This window comes from Niastella sp. sgz303648 (assembly GCF_059587045.1).
Genome location: NZ_JCAPSW010000002.1, coordinates 31,977 through 58,094, shown reverse-complemented (window position 1 = coordinate 58,094; position 26,118 = coordinate 31,977). Strand labels below are relative to the sequence as shown.

At 41.7% G+C, this 26,118-nt stretch carries 21 protein-coding genes; 8 read left to right on the top strand and 13 right to left on the bottom strand.

Going from position 1 to position 26,118, the window contains the following annotated elements; translation table 11 throughout:
* Positions 1-89 precede the first annotated feature (89 nt).
* The 4 genes from AC59IL_RS04930 to AC59IL_RS04915 all read right to left on the bottom strand — a co-directional run bounded on the left by AC59IL_RS04930 (position 90) and on the right by AC59IL_RS04915 (position 7,188).
* Positions 90-1,496, bottom strand: coding sequence for a RagB/SusD family nutrient uptake outer membrane protein (locus tag AC59IL_RS04930; RefSeq protein WP_496550978.1), 1,407 nt, complete (start codon positions 1,494-1,496; stop codon positions 90-92).
* A gap of 11 nt (positions 1,497-1,507) precedes the next feature.
* The gene (locus tag AC59IL_RS04925; RefSeq protein ID WP_496550977.1) at positions 1,508-4,861 is read right to left on the bottom strand and encodes a SusC/RagA family TonB-linked outer membrane protein; all 3,354 of its coding nucleotides are present in this window, start codon (positions 4,859-4,861) and stop codon (positions 1,508-1,510) included.
* Positions 4,862-5,255: 394 nt separating this feature from the next.
* Positions 5,256-6,512, bottom strand: a complete 1,257-nt coding sequence (locus tag AC59IL_RS04920; RefSeq protein WP_496550976.1) for a FecR family protein — start codon at positions 6,510-6,512, stop codon at positions 5,256-5,258.
* Between the two features lie 103 nt (positions 6,513-6,615).
* Positions 6,616-7,188: an RNA polymerase sigma-70 factor gene (locus AC59IL_RS04915; RefSeq protein ID WP_496550975.1), complete on the bottom strand. Its 573-nt coding sequence runs from the start codon at positions 7,186-7,188 to the stop codon at positions 6,616-6,618.
* A 223-nt stretch (positions 7,189-7,411) separates the two neighbouring features.
* Between AC59IL_RS04915 and AC59IL_RS04910 the strand changes: the two genes are divergently transcribed.
* The 4 genes from AC59IL_RS04910 to AC59IL_RS04895 all read left to right on the top strand — a co-directional run bounded on the left by AC59IL_RS04910 (position 7,412) and on the right by AC59IL_RS04895 (position 12,225).
* Entirely contained in the window at positions 7,412-8,479 is a 1,068-nt protein-coding gene (locus AC59IL_RS04910) for a sensor histidine kinase (protein WP_496550974.1), read from the top strand.
* The gene (locus AC59IL_RS04905) at positions 8,476-9,177 is read left to right on the top strand and encodes a LytR/AlgR family response regulator transcription factor (protein ID WP_496550973.1); all 702 of its coding nucleotides are present in this window, start codon (positions 8,476-8,478) and stop codon (positions 9,175-9,177) included. Before AC59IL_RS04910 ends, AC59IL_RS04905 begins: the two co-directional genes overlap by 4 nt.
* A 266-nt stretch (positions 9,178-9,443) precedes the next feature.
* Complete coding sequence (locus AC59IL_RS04900) at positions 9,444-10,865, top strand: DUF3500 domain-containing protein (protein ID WP_496550972.1); 1,422 nt, start codon at positions 9,444-9,446, stop codon at positions 10,863-10,865.
* A 181-nt stretch (positions 10,866-11,046) separates the two neighbouring features.
* Entirely contained in the window at positions 11,047-12,225 is a 1,179-nt protein-coding gene (locus AC59IL_RS04895; protein ID WP_496550971.1) for a HupE/UreJ family protein, read from the top strand.
* Positions 12,226-12,322: 97 nt separating this feature from the next.
* On the opposite strand, the gene AC59IL_RS04890 is transcribed toward AC59IL_RS04895, so the two are convergent.
* Positions 12,323-12,886 (bottom strand): DUF4256 domain-containing protein, encoded by a 564-nt coding sequence (locus tag AC59IL_RS04890; RefSeq protein ID WP_496550970.1) that lies wholly within the window; start codon positions 12,884-12,886, stop codon positions 12,323-12,325.
* A gap of 100 nt (positions 12,887-12,986) precedes the next feature.
* Positions 12,987-14,870 (bottom strand): NPCBM/NEW2 domain-containing protein, encoded by a 1,884-nt coding sequence (locus AC59IL_RS04885; RefSeq protein ID WP_496550969.1) that lies wholly within the window; start codon positions 14,868-14,870, stop codon positions 12,987-12,989.
* Between the two features lie 170 nt (positions 14,871-15,040).
* Between AC59IL_RS04885 and AC59IL_RS04880 the strand changes: the two genes are divergently transcribed.
* Positions 15,041-15,463: a hypothetical protein gene (locus tag AC59IL_RS04880; RefSeq protein ID WP_496550968.1), complete on the top strand. Its 423-nt coding sequence runs from the start codon at positions 15,041-15,043 to the stop codon at positions 15,461-15,463.
* A gap of 108 nt (positions 15,464-15,571) precedes the next feature.
* Here AC59IL_RS04880 and AC59IL_RS04875 read toward each other — a convergent pair whose 3' ends face one another.
* Positions 15,572-16,105 (bottom strand): TlpA family protein disulfide reductase, encoded by a 534-nt coding sequence (locus AC59IL_RS04875; protein WP_496550967.1) that lies wholly within the window; start codon positions 16,103-16,105, stop codon positions 15,572-15,574.
* Between the two features lie 165 nt (positions 16,106-16,270).
* Between AC59IL_RS04875 and AC59IL_RS04870 the strand changes: the two genes are divergently transcribed.
* Positions 16,271-16,744: a hypothetical protein gene (locus AC59IL_RS04870; protein WP_496550966.1), complete on the top strand. Its 474-nt coding sequence runs from the start codon at positions 16,271-16,273 to the stop codon at positions 16,742-16,744.
* Here the strand turns inward: AC59IL_RS04870 and AC59IL_RS04865 are convergent.
* The 6 genes from AC59IL_RS04865 to AC59IL_RS04840 form a co-directional block, all read right to left on the bottom strand.
* Entirely contained in the window at positions 16,739-17,038 is a 300-nt protein-coding gene (locus AC59IL_RS04865) for a YbaB/EbfC family nucleoid-associated protein (RefSeq protein WP_496550965.1), read from the bottom strand. The genes AC59IL_RS04870 and AC59IL_RS04865 overlap by 6 nt on opposite strands.
* Positions 17,039-17,147: 109 nt before the next feature.
* Entirely contained in the window at positions 17,148-18,218 is a 1,071-nt protein-coding gene (locus AC59IL_RS04860) for a fatty acid desaturase family protein (RefSeq protein ID WP_496550964.1), read from the bottom strand.
* A 38-nt stretch (positions 18,219-18,256) separates the two neighbouring features.
* Entirely contained in the window at positions 18,257-18,547 is a 291-nt protein-coding gene (locus AC59IL_RS04855; RefSeq protein ID WP_496550963.1) for a histidine kinase dimerization/phospho-acceptor domain-containing protein, read from the bottom strand.
* A 116-nt stretch (positions 18,548-18,663) separates the two neighbouring features.
* Positions 18,664-19,029, bottom strand: coding sequence for a cupin domain-containing protein (locus AC59IL_RS04850; protein ID WP_496550962.1), 366 nt, complete (start codon positions 19,027-19,029; stop codon positions 18,664-18,666).
* A gap of 203 nt (positions 19,030-19,232) precedes the next feature.
* The gene (locus AC59IL_RS04845) at positions 19,233-19,946 is read right to left on the bottom strand and encodes a type 1 glutamine amidotransferase domain-containing protein (protein ID WP_496550961.1); all 714 of its coding nucleotides are present in this window, start codon (positions 19,944-19,946) and stop codon (positions 19,233-19,235) included.
* 126 nt (positions 19,947-20,072) lie between these two features.
* Complete coding sequence (locus AC59IL_RS04840) at positions 20,073-20,261, bottom strand: CsbD family protein (protein WP_496550960.1); 189 nt, start codon at positions 20,259-20,261, stop codon at positions 20,073-20,075.
* Between the two features lie 315 nt (positions 20,262-20,576).
* Here AC59IL_RS04840 and AC59IL_RS04835 point away from each other — a divergent pair, with 315 nt between their 5' ends.
* Together AC59IL_RS04835 and AC59IL_RS04830 are read left to right on the top strand one after the other, a co-directional pair.
* Entirely contained in the window at positions 20,577-20,912 is a 336-nt protein-coding gene (locus AC59IL_RS04835; RefSeq protein ID WP_496550959.1) for a hypothetical protein, read from the top strand.
* A gap of 123 nt (positions 20,913-21,035) precedes the next feature.
* Complete coding sequence (locus tag AC59IL_RS04830; RefSeq protein ID WP_496550958.1) at positions 21,036-26,063, top strand: IPT/TIG domain-containing protein; 5,028 nt, start codon at positions 21,036-21,038, stop codon at positions 26,061-26,063.
* The last annotated feature ends 55 nt before the right edge of the window (positions 26,064-26,118 follow it).

Here is a 26,118-nt window from a genome sequence, read left to right as displayed (position 1 = left end):
GGTTTTGTCTTTTTTTATGTCAGGAAATAAAAAGCCGGCCAACAATATTGCTATTGTTGATTAACCGGCTTTTGCATAAAAGTTAACGGTCAGTAGCCATCATTCTGAGTGAGATTCGGATTGGCGATCCTGGGATTATCCGGTATAGGAAACAAAACGGCGGTCGACGTCCAGGTGGTTTTTAAAGCACCCAATACATCATCGGCCCTTGTTTTTCCTGATGTGGTGAGGCTGGGCCAGCGTTTTAAATCGAACCAGCGGTGGCCCCATTCGCAAAACAGTTCGTGTCTGCTTTCCCTTTCGATAGCAACCATGGCGGTTGATTTATCTACCATCGTAGTATCATTGGCCAGTCCTGCCCGGGTGCGGATCCTATTAATATCAGCACGGGCACTGTCGATGTTGTTCTGTTGTGCTCTTGCTTCTGCCCTGATTAAATATTGCTCGGCCAGACGCAGTATTACAAGATCTTCATCATTAGTTGTCTCCAACGTAGTTCTTTTATATTTATAGGCGGTGGTTGAAGTATTGTAGGTGAGGGTCCAATTGGTCTTTCTGAGGTCGCCGGTTTCAAAACTGTTTAAGAAGTCTGAACGAAACGGGAAAAATATCAATTTACTGCTGTTATAGTAGCGCAGGAAATCAGTGCCCTCAGCCGTGTTTGTATAATTGCCGGTAGCGTTCCATTCGAGGATAGATTCCTTTTGATTTTTCTTAAATACCGATGCAATACCGACGAGACTATACAAAGTCTGGTTACTGATCAGTTCTGCAGCCATTGCTTCGGCATTGGTGTAGTCGCCCGTATATAGATATACCCTGGCCAATAGTGCGGTAGCCGCCCATTTGTTGGCGCGAATACGTGAGCCGCTGGCAATTGTATAATCTGCAGGCAGGTTATTACGGGCATCCAGTAAATCGGTCTTTATCTGTGCATACACATCTGCTACTGCAGTGCGCGGCAGGTAAGCAGTTTTGGTAACATCGGTCTCTAACACCAGCGGTACCTCTCCAAAAAGATTGACCAGGTGGAAATAGCAAAACGCCCTGACAAACTTTGCCTCGTTGATGAATTGCTTTTTATTGATATCAGACATGCCTGTGGAGGCGCCGGCGTATTTTATGATGCTATTGCATCCAAGCACCAGGCTGTAATTATTATCCCAGAAAACTTGTGCAACAGAGTTCGATGTGAGAATTTTGTTCTGGGTAAATTGATCATAATTCACATCGGTTATGTAATAAGTAAATTCATCGGCTGATACCCCTGTGTATAGCGTAACCAGATCTTTGGTGGCAGAAAGCGTTACCAGTTTACCATACAAGCCGGATATTGCGGTTTGCGCATTATCGTCGCTGGCAAATATTTTTTCAGTTAGAATCTCTTCTTTAGGCTCTCCGGGGTCAACTAATTTTGAACAGTTTGTTAGCATCACAGATAATAAAAGCACTACGCCACCCAAGCCATATATTTTATTGAAAACAGTTTTTTTCATAAATACTCGTTTTAAAATGAACATTGAAGACCTGCCTGAATGCTTAATAAGGGAGGAACGCTGGTTACACCTGATTCAGGATCGAGACCATAATATTTTGACCAAACCCCCAGGTTTTGCGCCCGCATGTAAAGGCTGGCGGCCGACATGTGCAATGGTTTTACCCATTTTTCCGGGGCCATATACGAAAGCGCCACATTGGTGAAGCGAATAAAAGACACATCCCTTAAAATAGCATCGCTTGCTGTATAATTATTCCAGTCGTTTAGTCCGTCAACAGCATTAATCAATTTCTTATCCAGTCCTCTTTTATAGATTTCTTCCAATACTTTTTTGGGCACATTCGTCATTGTACCTGGTCTAAAAGCTCCCGAGAGACTTCCCAAAATATCGGGTTTGGTCATTCCTTTTCTGAACTGGAAGCTGAAATCGACCCGGAAATTTTTATAAGTAATGCTATTGGTTATCCCCCCAAAAAAATCATCGTATGTTTTGCCCAAATACACGTTATCACCTTTTCCATACGCAGCCAAACCGACTGTATAAGTAGTTTTTCCATCTTTATTGGCATCCTCGAACTGAAGATTACCTGCTGTATCCAGCCCCAGGTATCTAACCCCGTAAATTGAAGAGAGGGGTTTACCAACTATATAAATATTTGCGTAGGCGGTTTTCTCAATGTTGGGAAAACTTATCAGTTTGTTCCGGGGAATGGTAACATTAATAGTGGTTTGCCATTTAAACGATTTTGATTGCAGGTTTATCGTGTTCAGATCTATTTCAAACCCGGAATTTTCAACCAGTGCATTTAAGTTGGTCCTGTAACTGCTAAAACCGGTTTGAGTGCTAACAGGATAGGACACGAGCTGGTTGCCTGACCGGCCACGGTACCAGTTACCTATAATGTTTACACGATTTTTTAAAAAAGCCAGTTCCATCGCAACATCTATACTGTGCGTTACCCCCCATACAAAATCGGGGTTCTCTAATCTTGCAGGGAACATGCCGCCGCTCGTACCTGCATAATAAGTACCGGTGGCCTGATAGGTTGAAAGATAGTCGAAGGAGCCTGCATTCGAATTACCTGTGAGCCCATAACTCATTCTCAGCTTACCGAAAGTGAAGATATCAGATTCGGGGAAAAATTTCTCTTTTGTAAATATCCAGGCGCCTGCTACCGACCCGAAGTTTCCGAAACGATGGTTGGCGCCAAATTTTGAAGAACCATCACGCCTGAAATTCGCGCTAAATATGTATTTACCGTCCCAAATGTAACCGAGGTGGCTGAATACCGACAAATATTTGTAGTCGCTATATCCATTACTGATAAAAATGTTGGCTGACCCTACCGAGGCAAGATTACCGAGGAAAGCATCTGAAGGGAAATTTTGGGCAGTAACAGCCATAGGCGTTTCAGACATGCTTTTTTGGAGTGTACTGCCAATTAACACATTCAAATTGCCTTTGGCAATTGGCTGGTTATATTGCAATTGCGGTTCAAAACTGAGGTTTTGGGTGCGGGAAATGCTTGTTACTTCCGAGGCAACATTAGTATAGCTCGAATTTTTAGGGTAAAGCGTTTCCATATGCGTTTGCAATAGGTTATATCCAACCGTGGCTGCCAGATTCAGACCGGGCAAAATGTTATACCTTACATTCAAACTATTGCCAACCATTAACGACTTACTGAAAAAAGACTGCAGCAGTGAACTGTAAGGATTAGCGAGGCCGGTAATATAGATCAATTTCCCGGTACTATCCCTCGGCACAAAATTAGGAGGAATCATATAGGCCGCCGTTGTTGCACCACCCGGAAGGCGAATAGTGGAAAAGTTCAGCAAATTGTTGTAACCAAAAGAAAACCTACCGTTGGGCGATGCATGGTTGATCGACAAATGCAATCCACCGGTGCTGGTGCCACGCCTGTCGACACTAATCGTGTTGGTATGGGTATAATTTGCCGAAAGCAGGAAGCTGGTACCGCCTACACCACCCGAAACAGATGTGTTTGCGGAAACCGTTTGCGCCGTATGTCCAATTAAATCATTCTGCCAGTCGGTATACTTTGTAGTGTCGAATGGGTAAACAGGGTATGTATAAAACATATCAGGAGCAGCACCACGATAGATGGGGTTAGCAGCCACGAGGGAATCAATATTATAACCCCCGTTCTTAAAACCAAGACGCCTTAATGCGAGGTATTCCTGTGTATTCAGCAAATCGAGTTTCTGTGTTACCATACTTATACCGGTATTCACGTTGGTACTAAAAGTAGTTTTACCCTGTTTGCCTTTTTTGGTGGTAATTAACAATACGCCATTGGCTGCCCGCGAACCGTAAATGGCGGTGGCATCTGCATCTTTCAATACTTCAATGCTTTCAACATCATTGGGGTTGATATTATACAAAGTGCTGCCATATCCATTTGGCCCCTGTACAGAATTGTAGCTCCCGTTGACGCTCTTATATTTATACGTAGGCGGCACATTGGGATAGGGAACACCATCTACAATAACGAGCGGTACGTTCAGAAACGGATCGGTCGTTGTATTACTGGAACCATCCGGAGTTTGAAGCGACCGTTGCCCTCTTATCTCGAAATAGATATCACCGCCGGGAAGGCCCGAAGTTTGATTAATGCTTAAACCGCTCACCCTGCCCACCAGCGCCTGCAGCACATTGGTAACCGGTTGACGGGCAATTTCATCAGCAGTAACCCGTGAAACAGAGCCGGTGCTGTACCTGCGTGTTGTTTTTTGGTCGTAGGCAAGCACATGCACTTCATCGAGCTTGTCGGGCGACACTTTTAATTGAACCGTCACAATCCCACTCTTATAATCCTTTACAGCCACTTCCTTTCTTTCGTAACCCATGGCAGCGATTATCAGTATATCGTCTTCGTCTACGTCACTTAGTCTGAACTCGCCATTTGATCTCGTAGTGGTACCCCGGCCGGTTCTTTTATTCAATACATTGGCGCCTGCTACGGGAGCACCATTTTCGGCGGTTATGATACCTCTGATATCAGCACGCGGCTCAGGTGTTTCGGCAGGTTCATTAATTTTAATGGCCACCTTCGGCTTCAACACTACGTTATTTTCAATGATCATGTAGGTGAACGGCTGGTTCTTAAAGCAAATACCAAGCGCCTGCTCGAGGCGAGCATCGCTAACCTGTATATCCACTTTTTTACTTTGGGCCATCCATTCATCTTTGTAAATGAAATAATAGCCCGTTTGCCTGCTTATTTCCTTCAAAACATTCTTAAGCGACGCATCTTTTAAAGAAAGCGTAACGTTTTGTGAATGTACCTTGGCGGTTACCTGCAGACACGCAGCCAGCAATAAAATAGCTGTGAGCTTCATAATCAACAGCGTTTTTCGCACCGCCCGCATGTTCGTTATACGTGCAGTGATAGTTTTGGTTGATGATCCCCGCTTTTGTACGGGCAAAGCAGGGACGCTACAAAGAGCCTCAAAATGCATAACTTTGTTTAGTTTGGGTGAACAATCCCGATGGTCAATCGGGTTTAGCAGTCTTAGTCGATTGTAAAATTTTGATAACCCAAATACTCAGCGCTCCGACTTGCTCTCGGAGCGTTTTTCTTTTAAGGCATCATTTCATTGAATATTCACAACGGTGTGAAATCGGCTTTTGTCAATTGGATTTTGTTTTATTATTTATTGTTTTTTTGCCTATTGCTTATTGTCTATTGCTTATTGCCTATTGTCTATTGCCTATTGCCCACTGCCCATTGCCCTACTTACTAACAATTACCTTCCTGCCCTCAATCTTAAAATGCACCCCTCCCATTGCTTCCATTATCTTCAATACATTGGCAATATTGGTATTGCGGCTTACCTGACCCGAATACGTACCCTTCGGTATATATTCATACACAAATTCAATATTGTACCACCGCGCTATTTGCCGCATTACTATTTGTATGTCGCTTTTATCAAAATTGAATATCCCGTTCTTCCAGGCCATCACCTCCTCTACCTCCACTGTCCGGACTGGGATGGTTTGGGATGGTTGGGATTTTTGGGAAATTGATCCCTGTTCACCAGGTTTCAATATAGCTGATGCAGCATCTTTGGTAAGTTTTACAGAGCCTTCGAGCAAAGTTGTTTTTATTGCCGGTTCATCATCATAGGCATTGATATTAAAATGCGTACCTAATACCTCAACACGGCCTCCCCCAACCCCTCCGGTGGAGGGAAGTATGTCAACAGCAAAAGGAATTTTTTGGCCTGATGCATTTCGAAGCTTTTCTATTTCAAAGTATGCTTCGCCTGTAATCTCAACTCTTCTTTCATTACCTGTAAATGCCGTTGGGTAACGGATCGACGATGCTGCATTCAGCCATACTTTGCTTCCATCGGGCAACACTAACTGATACTGACCTCCTCGTGGGGTAGCCAGGGTGTTGTAACTCAATGGTGAATGCCCGCCCGGACGACCCGGTCGGACGGGGTCAATGGTCAATTGTTTTGCGTCGTAAACCAATTTACCATCACCTGATTTTATAACTGTGGTTTTTCCTTGTTGTACCAGTGCGCCGTTCGCTGCGTTATTCAGATCAATAGTTGAATTATCGGCCAGCGTTAGAATGGCTTTGTTACCACCGGGTACTACTTCATCTGATACCGGTTTACCGGTTTGTTCGGTGACTACCACATCCCTTTTCGGTGTACGGTTGTAATACAGGTACACCAATGTTCCTGTTACCAAAATAACAGCTGCAGCCGCAGCGATGCGGAAAAATGATCGCCTGTACAATGGTATTACGGGCGGTTGCTGTTCGTATTCCTGCCGGCCTGTTGTTATCGATTGCCTGATATCCTGATACAGCGATGCCATCCACGCTGCTTTGGCTTCTTCACTCATTGTTGTCCACTCATTCACAACTACCTCCTTTTGTTCAAGCCATGCTTCAATTTGCAATTGCTCTTCCCGGGAACAGGTTCCGGCCAGATAACGGTCTAATAGTATTTGAATAGCTTGTTGGTCCATATGCATATGCTTATAAGTAGTCGTACGAAGAAACAGTTGGTACTATTAATTGATAAAATTTTTTTAAGAAAGATTCCCGGAAAAGGTAAAAGCAGGTACCATATCAAAACCACCACAATAAAACAGCCAGCTTACTCACGAGGGAGCGCAGGTGGCTGAGTGCAGTAGTAAGTTGATTTTTAACAGTTTGGGGTGAAAGCTGCAGCTCTTCGGCTATTTCAGAAACAGTGCGGTGCTGATCGCGGCTCATCCGGTAAATTTGTTTTACACGCGCCGGCAATTGCTCTACGGCCTGCTCAATAACTGTATGCAGATCCTTCCGGTCTATCACCTGTTCTGTTTCCGTTTGAGCCTCCACCTGTAACGACTGTAATTTTTCGGCGTATTCGCGCCTGGTACTGTGGCGGCGAATGTGATCGATAATGCGGTAACGAACCGCTGCAAATAAAAAGGCTTTGAGGGAATGGGTTATAACGAGGTGTTCTCTTTCTTCCCACAAGCCTGTAAAAAGATCGTGAATAATATCCCTTGCATCTTCGAGCGAATTAAGGCGGGCGGCCGTAAAGCCAATTAAAGCAGCAGCGTATATTTCATATAAAGTAGCAAAGGCTGCTTCATCGCCCGTGAGCAGACGTTGCAGCAATTCTTTCTCATCGTATGAGGATTCCTCCGGCACGGTTTTGTTGAGCGGTTTAATTTTCAATCAGATGTTATAGAACAAGTATAACAGGGAAGGTTTAAAGATAAGGGGTGATTAGTTAATTAAAGGCCTGAACACAAAAGTATTAAAATATTTGTACAGGCTTTGTCCCACATTTAACCCCATTAAAACTATATTTTACCACAATACCAATATAAGCAGCCAAAGAAAAACGATTTTTGCTTTTAAATTAACCTGCATGGTTAAAATGATTGAGCGTAGCCGTATAACAACGCATATTTTTTACTTTTTGCTTTTTCTGGTAGTGCCGGTGCTCGTATTTCCCCGGCTGCCCGGTGAAGCTTTTTTTGAAATCAACCGGCCATTTGTACAGGATACTATAGCCAACTGTTTGCTGCTCGTTTTTTTTTACCTCAATTACTACATTTTAATACCCCGTTTCTTTTTCAGTAAACACTACGCTGTTTATATATCATTCGTATTGCTTTCCCTGCTCATTGCGTTTTCATTGCCGCACCTGATAGTAACCTACATAATAAGGGTGAAGGATTTTGATCATACTTTATTACCCCAGGTCAATAATCATTCTCCGGGCCCACCGGTCAATCGTACGTCTCTTTTCTTTCTGGCCGAAGAGTTGCGCCGCCATCTTTACCTGTTCTTTGCAGCTACTTTTTTTGCTATTTTTTTGAGAACGCGGGAGCATTTGTCGAAATTAAAAGAGGAGAAACTTAGTGCAGAATTGTCATCGCTCAAAGCTCAGATAAACCCTCATTTCCTTTTCAATACCCTGAACAGCATTTATGTATTATCAATCAAGAAAGACAATAAGGCCGCTGAAGCGATCATTCATTTGTCGGGTTTGATGCGCTATGTAATTAAAGACGCCAATAATTATAAGATCTCCCTGCAAAAGGAAATTGATTACATCTCGAATTATATTGAACTGCAAAAGGCCCGGTTGGGAAAAACCACCTATGTCCGGTTCGAGTGTTCGGGTGATGCGGGCAATAAAGAAATTGCTCCATTGATATTGATCACCTATATCGAAAATGCCTTTAAATATGGCATTAACCCCAACATCGATGATTGTATTGTAGAAATAACCCTTCAGGTTACCGACACCGGCATACGATTATATGTGTTTAATAAAAAAGTACAGGATTCACAGAACATGGAAAGTACAGGCATTGGCATCAACAATACCGGCGAAAGGTTAAAACATCTTTATCCTGACAAACATGTTTTGCAAATCAGTGAAAATAAAGAAACATATTCTGTAATGCTTTCACTTCAATTAGTATGATCAAAGCAATAGCAATAGATGATGAACCATTGGCGATTGAATTAATTGAAGCATTCTGCAAAAATGTTGATTTCCTTCAATTTGAAAAGGGATTCACCAATACAGATACAGCTTTACAATACATTGAGAAAAACCCGGTTGATCTGTTATTTCTTGATATCAGTATGCCCGCCATAAGTGGCGTTAATTTTTACAAATCACTGCCGCATAAACCCATGCTGATATTTACCACTTCGTACAGTGAGTATGCATTGGAAAGCTATGAGTTGAACGCTGTTGATTATTTGCTAAAGCCATTTACGCTAAGCCGGTTCGAAAAGGCGGTTGGTAAAGCCCATGAATTGTATAACCTGGTTCATAATGCCACTGCTGCAGAAGGATCAAAATATATAATGCTGAAAGTTGAACATGGGATGGTAAAAGTAATCCTCGATAATATATTATTTATTGAAGGCCTGGATAATTACATAAAAATCCATGTGCAAAACCAAACGCCTGTGGTTGTGCGGTTAACCATGAAGGCATTGATGGAAAAGCTGAATGAAAAAGAATTTATCAGGGTGCACCGCTCCTACATCGTGCCCATAAACCGCATTGAATCGTTTAAACAAAAAATTATCACCATCGCAGGGGAAGAGATTCCTGTAGGGAAAATTTATGAGGATCAGTTGAAGACTTTATTTAATCCTAATAGTTAAATGGCTTGATGGCTTGATTGTTTGATTGTTTGATGGTTATGCTTTCAATGCAAGCCAGTTGCCATTAATCGACCTGGCCGAACCGCGAAGACCCAACAATCAAACAACACAGCCATCAAACAATCTACTTAAATCACTTCACCCCAAATTCAAATACGTTTACCACATTACGCCTCCTTTCATTAAACACGAAGAAAGTTTTGTACTCTAAGTAATGGCTACTGTTTTTTTCCAGAATCAATTTTTTTTTGACTAAACCAACCATTATGAAGGGAAAGTTCGTATTGTTTATTTTATCGGTAGTGCTTACCGTAGCAGGTTTTATTGCCTGTAAAAAAGAAAGTAGTGACAGCAGCAGCAGTTCAAGCAGCAGCGCCTCAGTTTCAGCCCTAAACTGTTCTTCTGCAACATATTCGGCAACTGCCACTATTAATGTTGCATACTCAGCAACTGCAACCGTTCCATATACCGGTGGTAATGGAGTAAGTTATTCGGCAGGATCTGCCATTTCATCAACAGGTGTTACAGGTTTAACGGCAACGCTTGCATCAGGCACGCTGGCAAGCGGCGCAGGCAATCTTACTTACGCCATTAGCGGTACCCCTACTTCATCGGGTACTGCAGCATTTGCTATTTCATTCGGCGGTCAGTCATGTTCGTTAAGTTTAACAGTAAACGCTGCCGCTACAACTACAGATTGTTCTTCAAAAACGGGCATAGATAAAATACTTTGCCTTATTGACAATGTAAAGGCCACACTTAGTTCTTCGCAAATATCTTCAATGCAAATAAGTTACACGCTTGCTTCTGCCGAAAAATGGTCCAACTTCCCTGATGCTATTTATGGTAGCAGGATTGGTTTGAAACTTAGTGGATTAAGCACTACCCAAAAAACAGCCATATTAGCTTTATTGCAAGCCGTATCCGGCTCAGGCAGCAATGAGGGGTATGACGAATTAGTACAATTGTTAGCTGCGGATAATTATCTTGGCCAAAGCAGCAGTGATTATGGTGAAAGTAATTACCATATTTGTATCTTAGGTACTCCATCTGCAAGCGGTACTTTCGAGATTTATTTTGGTGGGCATCATACACAACTTTCCAACACGTATATAGATGGTACATTAGCAGGCGGTACACCATCTTTCAGAGGTGTAGAGCCTTGTACATATGGTACCTCTACCTCTTTCTCTGCAGCAGTAAATAGCAGCAGTACTGCAACCAGCATTATACCAATGAATCAGGAAGCAGCGACACTTTCGGCTTTACTTACCGGCCTTAGCAGCACCAATCTGGCTACAGCACAACAAAGTACCACATTTAGTGATTTGGTATGCGGACCACAAAAGGATTGGAGTTTCCCTACTACCAAATTGGGTGTAAAAGGCAGCAGTTTATCATCGTCGGAACAGGCATTGTTATTAGCTGCCATTAAAACTTACATAGACGACCTTGATGCTACCAGTGCATCAACATTCCTGACACTGTACACTAATGAATTAAGTGATACTTATGTTGCTTATTCCGGCACTACGGGGCTTATCACCAAGTACGATTATATAAGAATAGATGGCCCTCACGTATGGATTGAATACTCTGTAGGTAGCGGTGTAGTATTGAGCAACCCGGCCACACACCCGCATTCTGTATGGAGGGATAGGTCTTACGATTATGGTGGAACTAAGTAAAATTAACGCAATTAACGACTTGTTGTAGCATATAACTGCACCTGTAAAAAGGTGCAGTTATTATACTCAAATATTATTTTAGTATTTTATGAACCGTGGTGTTTTAATATTTTTACTTTCGCTTTTGCACTTGTTCTCGTCTGCCCACCCGATGCCCAGCTCGGTAGTAAGCCTTTCCGTGATGGAGAACAATATTGCCGGTGAGGCGAAAATGTCTCTTCTTGATCTGGAAGCTGCACTGAAAATGGAGTTCAGTGATACGCTTAACGTCAACACCCCTTTTTTTATGGATTATTTCCGCCAGCATATAAAAGCATACAGTGGGAAGGAATTATGGACTACTTCTGTTGACAGTCTGCGCATCACAACCGACATGGATATAAATGTAGGCAAATACCAGGAAGTGCTTATCCGGTTTACAATGACCCCACCACAAGGAAAAAGCCTTCGGAGTTTTTTATTTAACTACGACGTGATTATTCATCAGGTAATAACGCACAGGATATTGGTGTATTTAAAAAACGATTGGAAGAATGGAATACACTCAGAAGATGAAAGCAGGCCTTTAGGTACAATATATACCAATTTCATGATTGGAGCCGGTGAGTACCAGGCGCTTAACGTGAGTCTTGAAGATGGTAGCTGGTGGAAAGGTTTTAAAGTTATACTGAATTTAGGAATGCAGCATATTAAAGAAGGTACAGACCATTTATTGTTCCTGATCGTATTGTTACTGCCGGCTACCCTTTTAATAAACGGAAAGCAATGGGGTAAATATGGCGGCCTGAAATATAGTGTTGTCCGTTTATTAAAAATTGTAACGGCTTTTACCATCGGACATTCTATTACGTTACTAATCGGTGCATTGGGGTGGGTAAAGTTGCCCGCTCAGCCTGTTGAGATATTAATTGCCATTTCTATTCTGGTATCGGCTGTTCATGCCATATACCCGATTTTTCCAGGAAAAGAAATGTATGTGGCTGCAGGATTCGGACTCATTCACGGGCTTGCTTTTGCGGGCGTTTTATCGGGCATGAACCTAAGCGCCGGCACACTGGCAGTAAGCATCCTTGGCTTTAATATCGGCATCGAGCTGATGCAACTGTTTATTATTGCGATGATCATACCCTGGCTGGTATTGCTAAGTCATACATCGGTGTATAAGTGGGCGCGTATCAGCGGAGCTGTATTGGCGGGTATTGCAGCCATGGCCTGGGTAATAGAACGAAGCTCCGGCAAATCGAACTTCATAACCGGCTTCGTTGAAAAAGGCGCGCAATACAGCCTTTGGGCAATTGTTGCACTGGCTGTTTTTTCAATAATAGTTTATAAAAGCTATAGAAAAGTGCTGAGTTCTTAGTTCTGATTTCTATTGTTTAAGTTGTGATGCACTCTGATCACGGCCCCGGCTGAAGCCGGGGCTTTTTTTGCTACATACTATACAAGAATTAATTGATCTAAACTTTTAACTCGCCACGAAATCCTCTGGCGGCATAATAAGATTCGGCGCCGTTGTGATATACAAAAACAGTATCGTAACGACGATCACAAAAGAGAGCGCCACCGAGTGCTCTGATATTTTCAGGAGTTTGCACCCAGCTCGATGTTTTCGTATCGAAATTTCCCAGTTTCTGCAGCTGGCGGTATTGTTCCTCCGATAAAAGCTCTATGCCCATGGCAACTGCCATTTCAATAGCACTATCATCTGGTTTATGTTCCTTCCTTGATGCCAGCGCCTCACCGTCGTAACAAATACTTCTGCGACCTTTAGGGCTTTCAGGGGAACAGTCATAAAAAATGTATTCGCCCGTTTTTTTATCATAACCAACAACATCGGGCTCACCGCCGGATGCCTCCATTTCATTGAGCGACCACAGTTTCTCCGTATTTTTCTCCAGCTTAGCCTGTACGTTAGTCCATTCAAGACCTTTATGGCGATTGCTGTTTTTCTCAAAACGGGCTTTCAATGTTTTGAGTAGTGCAGTACGTTGTTCCGGTGACAAATTCTTTTTGCTTTTCATATTTTTATTTTATCAGGGTAAACAGTTACTGCAAATATAAACGTAGCTATTTAGCTACGCAAATTTTACCTGATAAACCGGAAGTTCCCTGTTGCTATTATTATTTTATTTTGCTGAGCCTGTATAAACCGGCGCCGTGGTTATTAATACTTACAGAAAATTTATTTGTAAAAACACCTACCTGCTTACCTGTCCACAAATCCTGAATTTTACATTGCTGCAAACCCAGCTTTGATAAATCAATATCGATCATGGCTGAAGCCGGTGGCTCGGGGCCCGAAGGTTGTTCGGTAAACACCATACATTGCAGGGTGGCGCCCACATTTTGATCGGCGGCTGCTTTATCGATGCCAACCATAGCCGTAAAGCGGGTAACCCCCTCAGGAAGGTTGTATTCAATCACAGAACTGGCATGAACACCCAGGCCACGTTCGTATTTTTTTTCTTCGACGATCAGATCGTTGCCCGATACCGCTTTATTAACACGGGGCTTTCCCCAGCCTGAAGTTGCCTTCACCCATTTCAGCGAAGTCAATGAAATGCTATCACTTCCTTTATACAGCACCGGGTTTATCCAGTCGGCATGGTCCCAGTCGGGATTATCCACTGCCGAAACCCCCAGCCATAGTTTTTTGGGGCCATTTACGGGTACATCTGCCAGTTGCGAAGCGTGTTGCCTGTTAAGTATATCGCTTTTCCATAGCGCTTTGCTTTCGATCATTTCTTCACGGTCATCGATATTGAATACAGCTAAAAACAGATCGCCATTGGCGGGATCTTCTGCAACCCATGCCGCCTGTTTTTCGTTTTTGAAAAGCGGCCGGTTATTGATGCTTTTATTCAATATATACAACATGTTTTTATTGGTGATGAGTGAATTGGTAAACGCATCGTTATCGGGCAGGTTACCACCGAACATCAGCGGCGATTTAAAAATGCTCCACAACGTCATTAAGGTGTATTGTTCATCCCGGGTGAAATTCGTCATGCGCGGGTCGCCTCGTTCAGCGCGGATGCCTATGCGCCCAATGGGCAGCATATCGCCATCGGGATACGCGCCGTAGGCGCGCCATTTGTTCCATCGTTCAAACACGTCGAAGTGTTCTTTTAATTGCCGCCAGCTATCCCAGAAATCGCCAACGGTGCGCCACATATTGGCATTTTGCTGCACATGCGTTGCATGATCGATGGGCGTTTCACCGGGCGAAGTGCTCAATACGATCTCACGGCCGGTTCGTTCAATAGCCTTCCGTATCATTTCAACTTCACCCGAAAAATAAATGGGCGATGAAAGGTCATCGACCTTTACAAAATCGAGTCCCCAGGATGCATATAAATCAAAAATGGAGTTATAATATTCCTGCGCGCCTGCTTTGTCAGGTAAGATGGTGTACATATCGTGCAGCCAGCGGCATTGACCGGTCGTTGAATAAATATCGGCGGCGGTAAGCTTTGTGCCTTTAACGGGCAGCTTTTGTTTTACAGCTACCACCGGCACACCGCGCATGATGTGTATGCCGAATTTCAATCCTTTTTTATGCAGGTAATCGGCCAGCGGTTTAAATCCCTTTCCCCCTGCTGCCGAAGGAAAACGGTTTACCGCAGGCAAAAATCTGCCAAAGCTGTCGATGTTATAATCAGGATCTTTTTCGTTATACCCATGTGATTTGTCATTGGCCACATACCAGCGGATATCCACTATTATATAATTCCAGCCGCTCGATTTCAGATGGCTTGCCATATAATCGGCATTGGCTTTTACTTCTGCTTCGGTAACAGTTGGGCCAAAGCAATCCCAGCTGTTCCAGCCCATAGGCGGTGTGGGCGCCCAGCTGTGAAAATCATTCTTACCAACTAATTGTGCCTGCAGAAAACAGGTGGCCAATAAAGCAATAGTTACAAGTAGCGACTTCATGTAAGTATCAATAAAATCATCAAAATTTAAGGAAACGAATAAAGTAACAACAATTTTCATTAAATACATACAAAAAGTAGTGTTCCATCACTGGCATGGAATGGTCTTTTATTTTGGGAGAAGCAATTGAATGTGTGAATGATATAACTTATTTGTACAATTGTGTAACAGTTATTGACGATAATAGATGCATTTTTGTATTTCTGTTTAATTTTTAATTAAACATTTAAAAGTGCATTATGCGAAAAATATTGTTATTAACCTCTATTGGTTTGTTGTTTTTTTGTGTGTCTATATCCGCCCAAAAGGTCAATACAGATTCTCTTTCCTTAGTATCGAAAATCAGCGCGGATCAATTGAAACTGGGCAAACTACAAAATCAGGTTGAACAAAAAACAAAAAACGACCAGGACGCTTCAGATCAGGCTCAAAAATCTGCGAATGAAAATTCAATCGCAGCAGATAAATTAAACGATAATCCTTCAAACAGGAAATTAGCCCGAAAAGCCAATAATGAAGCCGGTAATGCCAAAAGCGATTCCAGATTTGCAAGAAAAGAATCAAACAGATTGGATAAATTGAATAAGGATATCCAGGCTCTAAAAAACAGAATAGCTGATAATCAGGTCAAATTGAACAAGCACATGTTATTAACTCCATAAGGTGCCCGGCCCTGTTATGCTCTACTTCACCTGTATTACCCTTGTACAGTTTTACTCCGAAAACACATGTTGTGCGGACATTTTTTAATGAGGATGTGCTTTACACCGTTATCTGGTTTTTATTTTTTCATCAATGAAATCAAATAATTTCTGCCTGGTATGAGGTTCGGGAGCGGCTTTATCAACGATTTGTCCGTTCTTATCGAACAGTAAGTAATGCGGAATTGAATATACGTCTTTTGCGCCCCATATCAGGGTTGTTAAACTATCCTTTAATGGTTTACCTGCGCGAATATGATTTCCCGAAAGATTGTATTTATAAATATATGCCCGCCATAAACTATCCTGCGCATCGCGATCGATGGATATATAAACGACCTGAACACCGGCATTTTTCAAATGATTATACAACTCCCGGCTGTGTTTAAATTCTTCCATACAGGGTTCGCACCATGTGGCCCACAAGTCGATGTAGAAAGGCTTTCCCTTAAACAGTGCGGCTAACTGGCTTATTGAGTGAATGGATATATAATTGTTAACGATCTTCGGCTTGTCATCCTGCCTGTAATCAGTTGCCTTAGGATTTCCCTTAACCGAAAAATGCAGAACCGAAAGGTAAATCAGGGTAAAAAATGTATTCATATTTATTTTTGTAATAATAATTCAATACTTCAAATACATATGAATTTTGTGGGCAAACGTTTGCCTGTTTTCAGTTAAGCGAGGATGTTGCATCGATTAAGACATCTTATAAAAGTTTTTGCTTTCTAAAATTTAGAAGTATTTTTATAACGTTATAACAATGATATGAATGAACCCCAAATTCAAGACTGGTTTCAAGACTGGTTTCAAATCCTGCTCCTTGTAGCATTTATTATTCCTGTTATCTTTTTCTGTTTGACGCAACAACGAACTTTAGAGTTGATTCGTGCCGCCAATCGGCGCATGCGTCCCGGGCAGGTATGGCTTCAGCTAATTCCACTGTTCGGACTAATCTGGCAATTTTTTGTAATTCGAAAAATTTCTGATTCAATCCGTGACGAATTGAATACGCCAACCGGCGATTCAATATTTGCTGAAGATCCTATTCCTCAAAGTAATAAACCAACTTATAGTGCAGGCATTTCGTATGCAACATTATTTTGCATAAGCGTATTACCCATTCCAATGATAAAAAGCCTTGCTGCTTTGGTTGGATTAGGTTCATGGATTAACTATTGGATTCAATTATACCGCTATAAAAAGAAACTTAAAGAGCGGGCATTGTTATTGAATTCATAAACCGCCAAGCATATTACCGGCGAGGCCTTTCATTTCCTCCTCCCATAGTTTTTCGGCATTCTGGAGTGCCCGGTTTAATGCAATGATCAGCAGATCTTCCAGTTCTTCCTTTCTTTCAGGAAAAAGTAACTGATTATCTATTGAAATTGTTTTTACTTCTCTGTTTCCGGTCACCGATACCTTAACGGCTCCATCGCCGGCATCTCCGTCAACGGTTACATTGGCAAGTTTTTGCTTGCCTTCGTTCATTTTCTGTTGCGCTTCCTGAAATTTATTAAACAGATCACCAAACATGGCAAATAATTTTGGACTACAAAGATAGGGACATAATGCAGTCAAAGCAATTTGTCATGCCTGAGGGTATAAAGGAAAAGATAGAAAGGAAAAAAGATATTGCTTTTTATCAATGGTTTCTTCCTAATTGTTTCATGAGTCGCACATGCGAGTAAATGGCCTGCCTCAGGGTTGGGTAATAATTGTAGGGAATACCAAATAATTCACATTGCTGCCGTATTATTTTACTCAATGCCGGATAATGTACATGACTAATCTGTGGAAAAAGATGATGCTCTATTTGAAAATTCAGTCCTCCCACTAACCAGCTAACCACCTTATTTTGAGGGGCAAAATCGGCTGTGGTTTTTACTTCATGAATAGCCCATTCAGATGCTATCACCTTATGATTTTCTGCAACTGAATCAAAAGAAGTTTTTTCTACCACGTGAGCCAGTTGAAATACAATGGATAAAACAAGCCCCATGGTTATATGAATGATTAAAAAACCGGTTAACCATGCCTGCCATCCCAAAAAATAAACAGGTACAACAACATAAAAGAAAACATATAGCACCTTACTAATCCAGAATATGATATGCTGCTTTATATCAATTTTATTAATTACAGTAGTATGGATCTTTTTTGAAAAGTATTTATAAAAATCTGTACCCCACATCCAGGCAAGCGTGCTTACAGAATACAGGATGAACATATAGATGAACTGGAAACGATGTATAGGCATCCATTTTTGAGTATTGCACTGCCTTAATAACGGACCATTGGCAATATCATCATCAACCCCGTCGATATTAGTATAAGTATGATGAATAATATTGTGTTTAATCTTCCAGATAAAAGCATTGCTGCCTAAAACATTCATACTTAAACCCATGAATTCATTGACCCATTTTTTGCCGGAATAACTGCCATGACAGGCATCGTGCATAACATTAAATGCTATGCATACCAGGGTAAACCCAAACAGCGCCGAAAGCAGGATTCCGGCCAGCCAGCTATAATTGCCAAACAGGAGCCAGCTATATATTGCAACAGCAACCGGTACCAGTACCAATGCTTTTACATACAATTTCCAGTTTCCTGTTTTTTTGAGCCGGTTGCCTTTAAAATAGGCTTCCACTGAATTTTTAACAGACTGGAAAAATAAATGATTACTATTATTAAATGTTATTTTAGGCATGCTTTATACCCTGGTTGGTGAATGAAATATTATTTTGTTTACCCTTCATCTCCCTGCCTGACAAGAAATTCATTTATCAGGTTGTTAATCCGAATCGAATTTCGCTTAATAACATCCAGGTATATTTCAAGATCATTATCCTCTATTAAGGATTCGAGCATTTCAACCGATAGATTGATATGGCCCAATGGATTCCGGAACTCCTGCATCAGTGCATGCATCCGGTCAGTATGGTTATTATTGTTTGTAGTCTTATTTCCAAATGAAAAAATAGAGGGCTGATAATCAGCCGCTGTATTACCGCTGAAGGCAATTATAGGTGACTTCATTTTATTCAATTTTAATCAGGTCAAGGCTTCAGCAAAGGTGCCTGTATTTCACCGTAGAACCGTTATATAGTTTTATGAGATAGTTATATTATTCACACATTATTACTTTACTGCCTTTACTCGTATCCGCTTTTTATGGTAGTCAAAATCATTTTAAACCGACCGTTATGCTTTATAAAATTCGGTGAATGCGCAGGTATGATAATTCCCTGACCCGATTCGAGTACATTGGATATCTTATCAATAACGATCTCTGCCCTGCCTTCGATGATCTGGGCAAAAGTATCAAAGGGAGATGTCTTTTCTGTTAAACCTTCTCCGCTATCGAAAGACATTATGCTTATATTGCCGGTTGATTTTTTGATTATTGTTTTGATCACCACCGAATTAGGTACATACTCAATAATTTCAACAATGATGTGTGATTTTGATTTTTCGAGTTCCTGCGTATCTGATTGCTGGTTTTTATTTTCGTTATCCATAATCTTAACATTTAGTTGACTGATTCCAGAACTTCAATATTTATAATTTTCAGTTTTATTTCTAATAAAAAAGGGCCAGGATAAAAATCCAGCCCTGATTAATCCAATATCCTATGAAAAACCAGAACGAAGATAGACGTATGATTTGCTTTGAGCATTATACGATTTTTTAAATATGTTACATGATTCACATGTTTTCAGTTTTAAATAGCGGTCGTTACCTGTTTATTATGTTTCACCAACGCTACTATTTTTTTTGCCACATCTTCTGATGAAGCAGGGTTTTGACCGGTGACGATATTCCCCTCCGCCACCACATAACTAACATAATCAGCTCCCTTGCTATACAAAGCTTCAAGTGAACGCAGTTTAGTTTCTAATAAAAAAGGTACAACCCTGATGTAACCTGTTGATTCCTCTTCCCTGTTGCTGAAACAAGTGAGATGTTTTCCTTTAACCAGGGCCTCACCTTTATCATTTTGTAATGAGATCAGGCCCACAACACCATGACATACCGCTCCAATGGGTTTAACGTCGTTGTCAAAAGATTCAAGCAATTGCTTTAAATCTTTGTTGTCGGCGAGATCCCATATGGCGCCGTGCCCGCCAGGGAGAAATACCACATCAAAATCATCTGCCTTTATTTCCGACAACACTAAAGAATGGGCCAACCAATTCATCGCCTCCTCATCTTTCAAAAAGCGTTTTGTACTTCGGGTTGCAATAATGATAGCCTGGCTTTTGGGATCCAGCGGCACCTGGCCGCCTTTAGGAGAGGCAATCGTAATGTCGGCGCCCACCTCCTTAAATACATAATATGGCGCTGACAGTTCTTCGAGCCATACACCTGTTTTATCGCCGGTGTTGCCAATTTTTTCATGCGATGTAGTTACGAATAAAATTTTTACAGATTTCATTATGTTTAACTTTTTATATGCTAACAAAAATTGTCAGTAAACAGTACTGACAATCATGATTATACGTAAAAAAACCACCGCCGGGTACGTGAAAAGAGGCAGTAGTTTTTAAAAATGAAAGAATGGCTACGGCGTTTCAATAATTTTTTGCAACTCCTCTTTGGTTTTACCCAGTTTAACATGGAGGTTTGCCAACATTTCGTTCTTCTTGCCTAATTCAAAAAACAAATCCTTATCTGTAAGTGCAGGAAATTCCTTCTTAAGCCTTGCCTTCAGTTCATTCCAGCTTTCTTTTGATTCTGTTTTAATTGTCATTTTGTTTTAGTTTTAATAAAAACCTAATGTATAAAGGTGTACCTCTTTTCGTTGATAAGTGTTACATAATTAAACAAATAGGTTACATCATTCACACATTTTCATGGGTGAACCATACGTGCAAAAGCCTGGAAAACTCATAGAAAGGATGTGAACCGAAGGGATTATTGGTCTTCTTTGGGAACGAAACTCATAATATACGCACACGCAAATGTGTGAATGATATAACTTATTAATCAAATTATGTAATAGCTACCTGAGATTAAAGACCCAGTTTTGCATTGTGTTGTATGGTCGTTTCAATCATTCAAATTTATGTCAAACAATATCAATAATATTTCTATTAAAGACAATGAGAAGTTTAATCCGGCAAACTATCAAAATGCGATACGTGAACTTTCAGCTTTAAACCAGGAGATAACAGATATCCCTATTTATTACAAAGTTGAGATCATTGTATCTTACTTAAAAAATCACAGCCTGAAAACTGCCTGGATCGATGCTAATCCTACCCTAACCCGGATGATTACGTCAGGCTTTTTCAAAACATCTCATCTGGAATCACTATTTGAATCGTGCCGCAGCAATAAAGTTTTTTTGAATGATTTTGAAGAATACATCAGCAGGCTGCTTTTGATGCGAAGGAATTAACTTTTAGTTGGGCAAAATCTCTTCTGTTATAATTTTTCTATATATCTTGTGGCAATAAAATAATCAGAAAGGCCGGGAAAATATAAATGTTTTTTATATTTTGTCAAATTATTCCCGCATCCAATGATTATTATACCAGTAACCCCTACCAAACTCCTGCAAAAAGGCGCTATTCTTTTTTTGCTTATTTTATGTATTTCGTTGAAAAGTCTGGCGCAGCCAACCATAAGTTCGTTCTCGCCTGCATCGGCACCGGTAGGAACTTCTGTTACCATCACAGGTACCAATTTCAGTGCAACTCCCTCTGGTAATATTGTATTTATTGGATCGGTAAAAGCGAATGTTACTGCAGCCTCCACAACAGCATTAACGGTTACTGTTCCGGCCGGGGCAACCTTTCAGCCCGTAAGTGTTACCACCAATGGGCTCACGGCTTATTCGCCTAAGCCTTTTATCGTAACGTTTAGCGGTGGGGCCCCTTTCTTCACGCCACAATCTATTGATTATGCAGCCCGGGTTGATTCGGTAGGTAACGATATCGAAACAACAAAATATACGATCGGCGACATTGATGATGATAAAAGGATTGATGTGATTACCGTTGACGGGTTAAATAATACCATGTCGGTTTACAGGAATACAACGGCGGGAGGAGATATTTCATTTGCACCCAAAATTGACTTTACTACAGGTCAAAAACCAAGGGCTGTTGCCATAGCCGATATAGATGGCGATGGAAAACCCGAAGTAGTGGTAACCAATAATAGCGCTAATACAGTTTCAATATTTAAGAATACATCCGGCAGCGGCGTTATTTCATTCGCTCCAAAAGTTGATTTTGCTACCGCCACGCAGCCTGCGGGCATATCTGTAACGGATATTGACCAGGATGGTAAACCAGATCTTGTCATAAATACAGTTAATTTAGATGGGTATGTTTCCATACTGCGAAACACCGGAAGCATCGGTTCACTTTCCTTTGCTCCGAGGGTAGATTTGCAAACCGTGGGCGGGTCAATTGAGGAAATAAGAACGGCAGATATAGATGGAGATGGGAAGCCTGATATTGTACTGCCCGACTTCGCTTCAAACAAAATAAAAATTTTTCGCAACACGGGTTCGGCCGGTAACATTTCTTTCGCTTCACCGGTCAATGTAAACGCTTATCAAAACCCTGATAATATCGAAATAGGAGATTTCGACAATGACGGCAAACCCGATCTGGCGATTAGTCATTATTCAAACCTCTCGGTACTGATTTATAAAAACGTAAGTACTGCCGGAAACATAGTATTTCAATACGGCACATCAAATTCTTACGGAAGTTCGATATACGGAATAGCCATCAACGATCTGGATGGTGATGGAAGACCTGACCTGGCCCTTGACTTCGGCCTTGAATCCGTTAAACTTATAAAAATTGCAGCGGATTTTTCTTTCAGCTCATTAGCTACTGTTCCGGCAGCAGGTACTTCACATGCAATTAGTGGCGATTTCGACAATGATGGCAAACCTGATCTGGCTTTTAATACCGGTATGTTCAGGGTTACGGTATATAAAAACAGAACTACAAGCCCGCAGATCTATTCATTCTATCCTTCGCAGGGCAAGGCCGGCGATACGATAGCCATCTATGGAAGTAACTTTACAGGCGCCACCACTGTAAGTTTTGGCGGGATATCGGCCGCATCCTTTACAATAGAGAATGCAACAAAAATTTCTGCTATCCTGGGTACCGGCGCTACCGGGGATATTAAAGTTTTAACCGCTACAGATTCAGCAAGCTTTTCGGGGTTTTTATATCTGGGTCCGCCTGCTATATCTTCTTTCACGCCCGGTTCAGGCGCATCCTATGAGAAGATCATTATCAAAGGACAAAATTTTACGGGCACAACCAGTGTAAAATTTGGTGGTGTACCGGCAACATTCAATATAATAGATCCATTTACCATCGAGGCATATACCGGTACCGGAGCATCGGGCGACGTTAGCGTTACGAATACTTATGGAACAGCTACTAAACCCGGATTTATTTATATTCCCAAACCATTTATTGCTTCCGTTTCGCCGGTTGAAGCGATAACCGGTTCAACTATTACCATAAAAGGTTTGAACTTTACAGGTGTTACCTCAGTTAGTTTTGGCGGTACAGCTGCAACTTCTTTCACAATTATTGATTCTGCTACACTACAGGCTGTAGTGGGCAATGGATCTTCGGGAAGTGTGAATGTAACCAATGCGTATGGCACAGCCGCAAAACCTGGTTTTACATATTATCCGGCTCCTGTAATTACATCCTTTACACCCGTTTCGGCAGCTCAGGGCGATACCGTAACCATTTCAGGTTTAAATTTTTTACATTACTATAATAATGCTTCCATCACATCCGTTAAATTCGGCGGTGTAGATGCGACTTCATTTACGATCATTGATTCTTTTACTATCAAAGCAAAAGTAAATGCCGGTGCTTCAGGAGCAATAACAGTTATAAGCAACCGGGGAAATGCGTCTTTGCCGGGTTTCACCTTTATTTCACCACCTGTTATATCTTCTGTTTCTCCTAAAATAATCGGCCAGGGCACCGAGGTGATAATTACCGGACAAAATTTTACGCCAGCTACTGTTGTTACATTTGGAAACACCCCGGCAGCTTCATTCACTGTGGTATCGGCCGACACGATAAAAGCAATTGTTGGCGCAGGCGCTACGGGTTTTGTTACGATCACTACTCCCAAACACACTGTAACGAATGGTTCGGTTGAATACATTACAAGCCCGTTTATTTATAACATTTCACCAACATCGGGCCCGGTTGGTACAACCGTTACTATTTCAGGTATCAATTTTCAACCCGGCGTTGCGAATAATACCGTTTATTTCGGGGGCATGAAAGCAAACATACTTTCAGCAACGGCCGATAAAGTTGTTGTTACAGTACCTGAAGGTACAGGCTACAAACCCATTTCATTAGTATCACAAACAACCCGGTTAACCGCCGGTTCCGATGTGCGTTTTAATGTAACCTTTGCTGTAGATACTGCCGCGTTTAATGACAATTCTTTTGCCGGCAATATGGATTTTACTACCGGCATTCAACCCTATCAGGTAAAACATGCAGATATAGATGGCGATGGCAAACCAGATATGATCGTTATCAACAGTGGTTCAACTTTTATTTCGGTGTTCAGAAATGTAAGTTCTCCGGGTAAATTAAGTTTCGCTCCGAGAACAGATATAGAAATAGGGTTCAATGCCAAAGCACTGGGAGTAGCCGATCTTGACGCTGATGGCAAACCCGATTTAATGATTTCAAATGATGGTGCTGCTCCAAAAATTTTTATTTTCCGCAATCAAAGTACGCCGGGAAATATCGCCATTGAAAATTCTTTTACATTAGGATTACTTACTTATAGTGCAGGAGTTATTGAAACGGGAGATTTTGACCTCGATGGCCGTCCCGATATTGTTTTTTTGTGTACCAATTGCGGCGGCAACGGGCGCATCGATGTTTGCAGAAATACAGGCAGCAATGGAAGTATTTCGTTTGCCACCCCCACAACCTGGACTTATTACTATTACGGGTGGACTACCCATGCCGGCATTAATGCGGGCTTAACCATTACTGATTTTGACCGTGATGGTAAACCTGATGCAGTCGTTGGCATGGGGATGTCATCGGCGCTTTTCTTATTTAGAAACACATCCCAGGGTTCGTCTATATTCTTTGATATAACAAAAGTGGATAATCACGATGATTATGGCGGGTATTCTTCCGGACCGACCTTTACGGCAACATTCAGTTCAGGAAAATATCCTGATCTGGCAGCGGGATCATTTATCTTTAAAAATAATTCCGGAAGCTTTTCAGAAGTGTTAACTACACAAACGATGCTTACCACGTACGTGTATGATCTGAATGGTGATGGCAAACAGGATATTGTGGCAGTGGGTGGGTCGTGGGGTAATATATTCCTGCGAAAAAATACCAGCGTTGGTAATTCAATTTCTTTTGCATCGGCTTACCAACTGAATACATATGGCAGTGGTTTAATGGAAGCAGGAGACCTCGATGGAGATTCCAAACCTGAAATCTGCATGGTGTACGGTAATCAAGGGTTGAACACGCTCAGGATTTTGCGCAACAGAATGGGTGAACAGGCGCCTCCTAAACCCGTTATTACTTCATTTAGTCCGCAAACAGCCGCTTTTTCAAACCAGGTGCTTATTACCGGCAGCAACCTGAGCCAAACAACATCTGTTACATTTGGTAGTGTTCAGGCTTTATATTTCACCATCATATCACAAGACAGTATTTTGGCTACCGTTGGAAACGGCGCATCAGGTTATGTAAAAGTAACTACACCGGGAGGATCAGATTCGCTTGCCGGTTTTACATTTATTCCCATGCCGGTGATTACATCATTTACTCCCACCGCAGGAGTAAGGGGTACAACGGTGGTAATTACCGGCAGCAATTTTACCGGTGCTACCAATGTTAGTTTTGGGGGTGTTCCTGCCGGTTCTTTTACTATAAAATCAGCCGATAGTATCATTGCTGTTGTTGGAAATGGCGCATCAGGTAGTGTAAGTGTAACCACACCGGGTGGTACAGCAAGCCTGGCTCGATTTACTTTTATTTCTCCTGCCATTACTTCATTTACGCCAACTACTGCAGGTACCGACACTGTTGTTACCATTAAAGGGAAATTTCTTTCAGGCGCAACAGCGGTTAGTTTCGGTGGCGTACCGGCTTCATCATTTACAGTTGTTGATTCTGCAACGATAACTGCTGTGGTGGGTTCGGGCGCATCGGGCAATGTAAGCGTAACTACTCCGGCTGGCACGGCAACACTCAGCGGGTTTATTTATAATAAAGTAACGGCCATTGTTGACCCGGCTAATGTAAATTCAAAGGACCTAACGGTGAACCCCAATCCGGCGCACGATATTTTGATCATCAATCACCCTGCTTCGGTAAAAAATGCAAAGCTGCGGTTTATTGATATACTGGGCCATGAAGTAAAAACAATTGTTCCGGCACGCAACGCAACGCAAACAGTAACCAGCGTGAACGGTTTCATGGCAGGAATGTATACGATTATCTGGAGCGAAGGAACTCGTAACCTGAGCCGGGTTTTCATTGTGCAGTGATCAGGTAACCATATCGACTACAACATTTACCAATCCGGCTACTTTTTGCCGGGTA

Bases quoted from the DNA above. Each gene is read 5' to 3' on its own strand.
- AC59IL_RS04830 (WP_496550958.1), top strand. From the start codon at position 21,036: ATGATTATTATACCAGTAACCCCTACCAAACTCCTGCAAAAAGGCGCT.
- AC59IL_RS04870 (WP_496550966.1), top strand. From the start codon at position 16,271: ATGAATGAACCCCAAATTCAAGACTGGTTTCAAGACTGGTTTCAAATC.
- AC59IL_RS04865 (WP_496550965.1), bottom strand. From the start codon at position 17,038: ATGTTTGGTGATCTGTTTAATAAATTTCAGGAAGCGCAACAGAAAATG.
- AC59IL_RS04840 (WP_496550960.1), bottom strand. From the start codon at position 20,261: ATGACAATTAAAACAGAATCAAAAGAAAGCTGGAATGAACTGAAGGCA.
- AC59IL_RS04875 (WP_496550967.1), bottom strand. From the start codon at position 16,105: ATGAATACATTTTTTACCCTGATTTACCTTTCGGTTCTGCATTTTTCG.
- AC59IL_RS04895 (WP_496550971.1), top strand. From the start codon at position 11,047: ATGGAGAACAATATTGCCGGTGAGGCGAAAATGTCTCTTCTTGATCTG.
- AC59IL_RS04845 (WP_496550961.1), bottom strand. From the start codon at position 19,946: ATGAAATCTGTAAAAATTTTATTCGTAACTACATCGCATGAAAAAATT.
- AC59IL_RS04905 (WP_496550973.1), top strand. From the start codon at position 8,476: ATGATCAAAGCAATAGCAATAGATGATGAACCATTGGCGATTGAATTA.
- AC59IL_RS04855 (WP_496550963.1), bottom strand. From the start codon at position 18,547: ATGAAGTCACCTATAATTGCCTTCAGCGGTAATACAGCGGCTGATTAT.
- AC59IL_RS04910 (WP_496550974.1), top strand. From the start codon at position 7,412: ATGGTTAAAATGATTGAGCGTAGCCGTATAACAACGCATATTTTTTAC.
- AC59IL_RS04920 (WP_496550976.1), bottom strand. From the start codon at position 6,512: ATGGACCAACAAGCTATTCAAATACTATTAGACCGTTATCTGGCCGGA.
- AC59IL_RS04925 (WP_496550977.1), bottom strand. From the start codon at position 4,861: ATGAAGCTCACAGCTATTTTATTGCTGGCTGCGTGTCTGCAGGTAACC.
- AC59IL_RS04880 (WP_496550968.1), top strand. From the start codon at position 15,041: ATGCGAAAAATATTGTTATTAACCTCTATTGGTTTGTTGTTTTTTTGT.
- AC59IL_RS04930 (WP_496550978.1), bottom strand. From the start codon at position 1,496: ATGAAAAAAACTGTTTTCAATAAAATATATGGCTTGGGTGGCGTAGTG.
- AC59IL_RS04885 (WP_496550969.1), bottom strand. From the start codon at position 14,870: ATGTATTTAATGAAAATTGTTGTTACTTTATTCGTTTCCTTAAATTTT.
- AC59IL_RS04860 (WP_496550964.1), bottom strand. From the start codon at position 18,218: ATGCCTAAAATAACATTTAATAATAGTAATCATTTATTTTTCCAGTCT.
- AC59IL_RS04850 (WP_496550962.1), bottom strand. From the start codon at position 19,029: ATGGATAACGAAAATAAAAACCAGCAATCAGATACGCAGGAACTCGAA.
- AC59IL_RS04900 (WP_496550972.1), top strand. From the start codon at position 9,444: ATGAAGGGAAAGTTCGTATTGTTTATTTTATCGGTAGTGCTTACCGTA.
- AC59IL_RS04890 (WP_496550970.1), bottom strand. From the start codon at position 12,886: ATGAAAAGCAAAAAGAATTTGTCACCGGAACAACGTACTGCACTACTC.
- AC59IL_RS04835 (WP_496550959.1), top strand. From the start codon at position 20,577: ATGTCAAACAATATCAATAATATTTCTATTAAAGACAATGAGAAGTTT.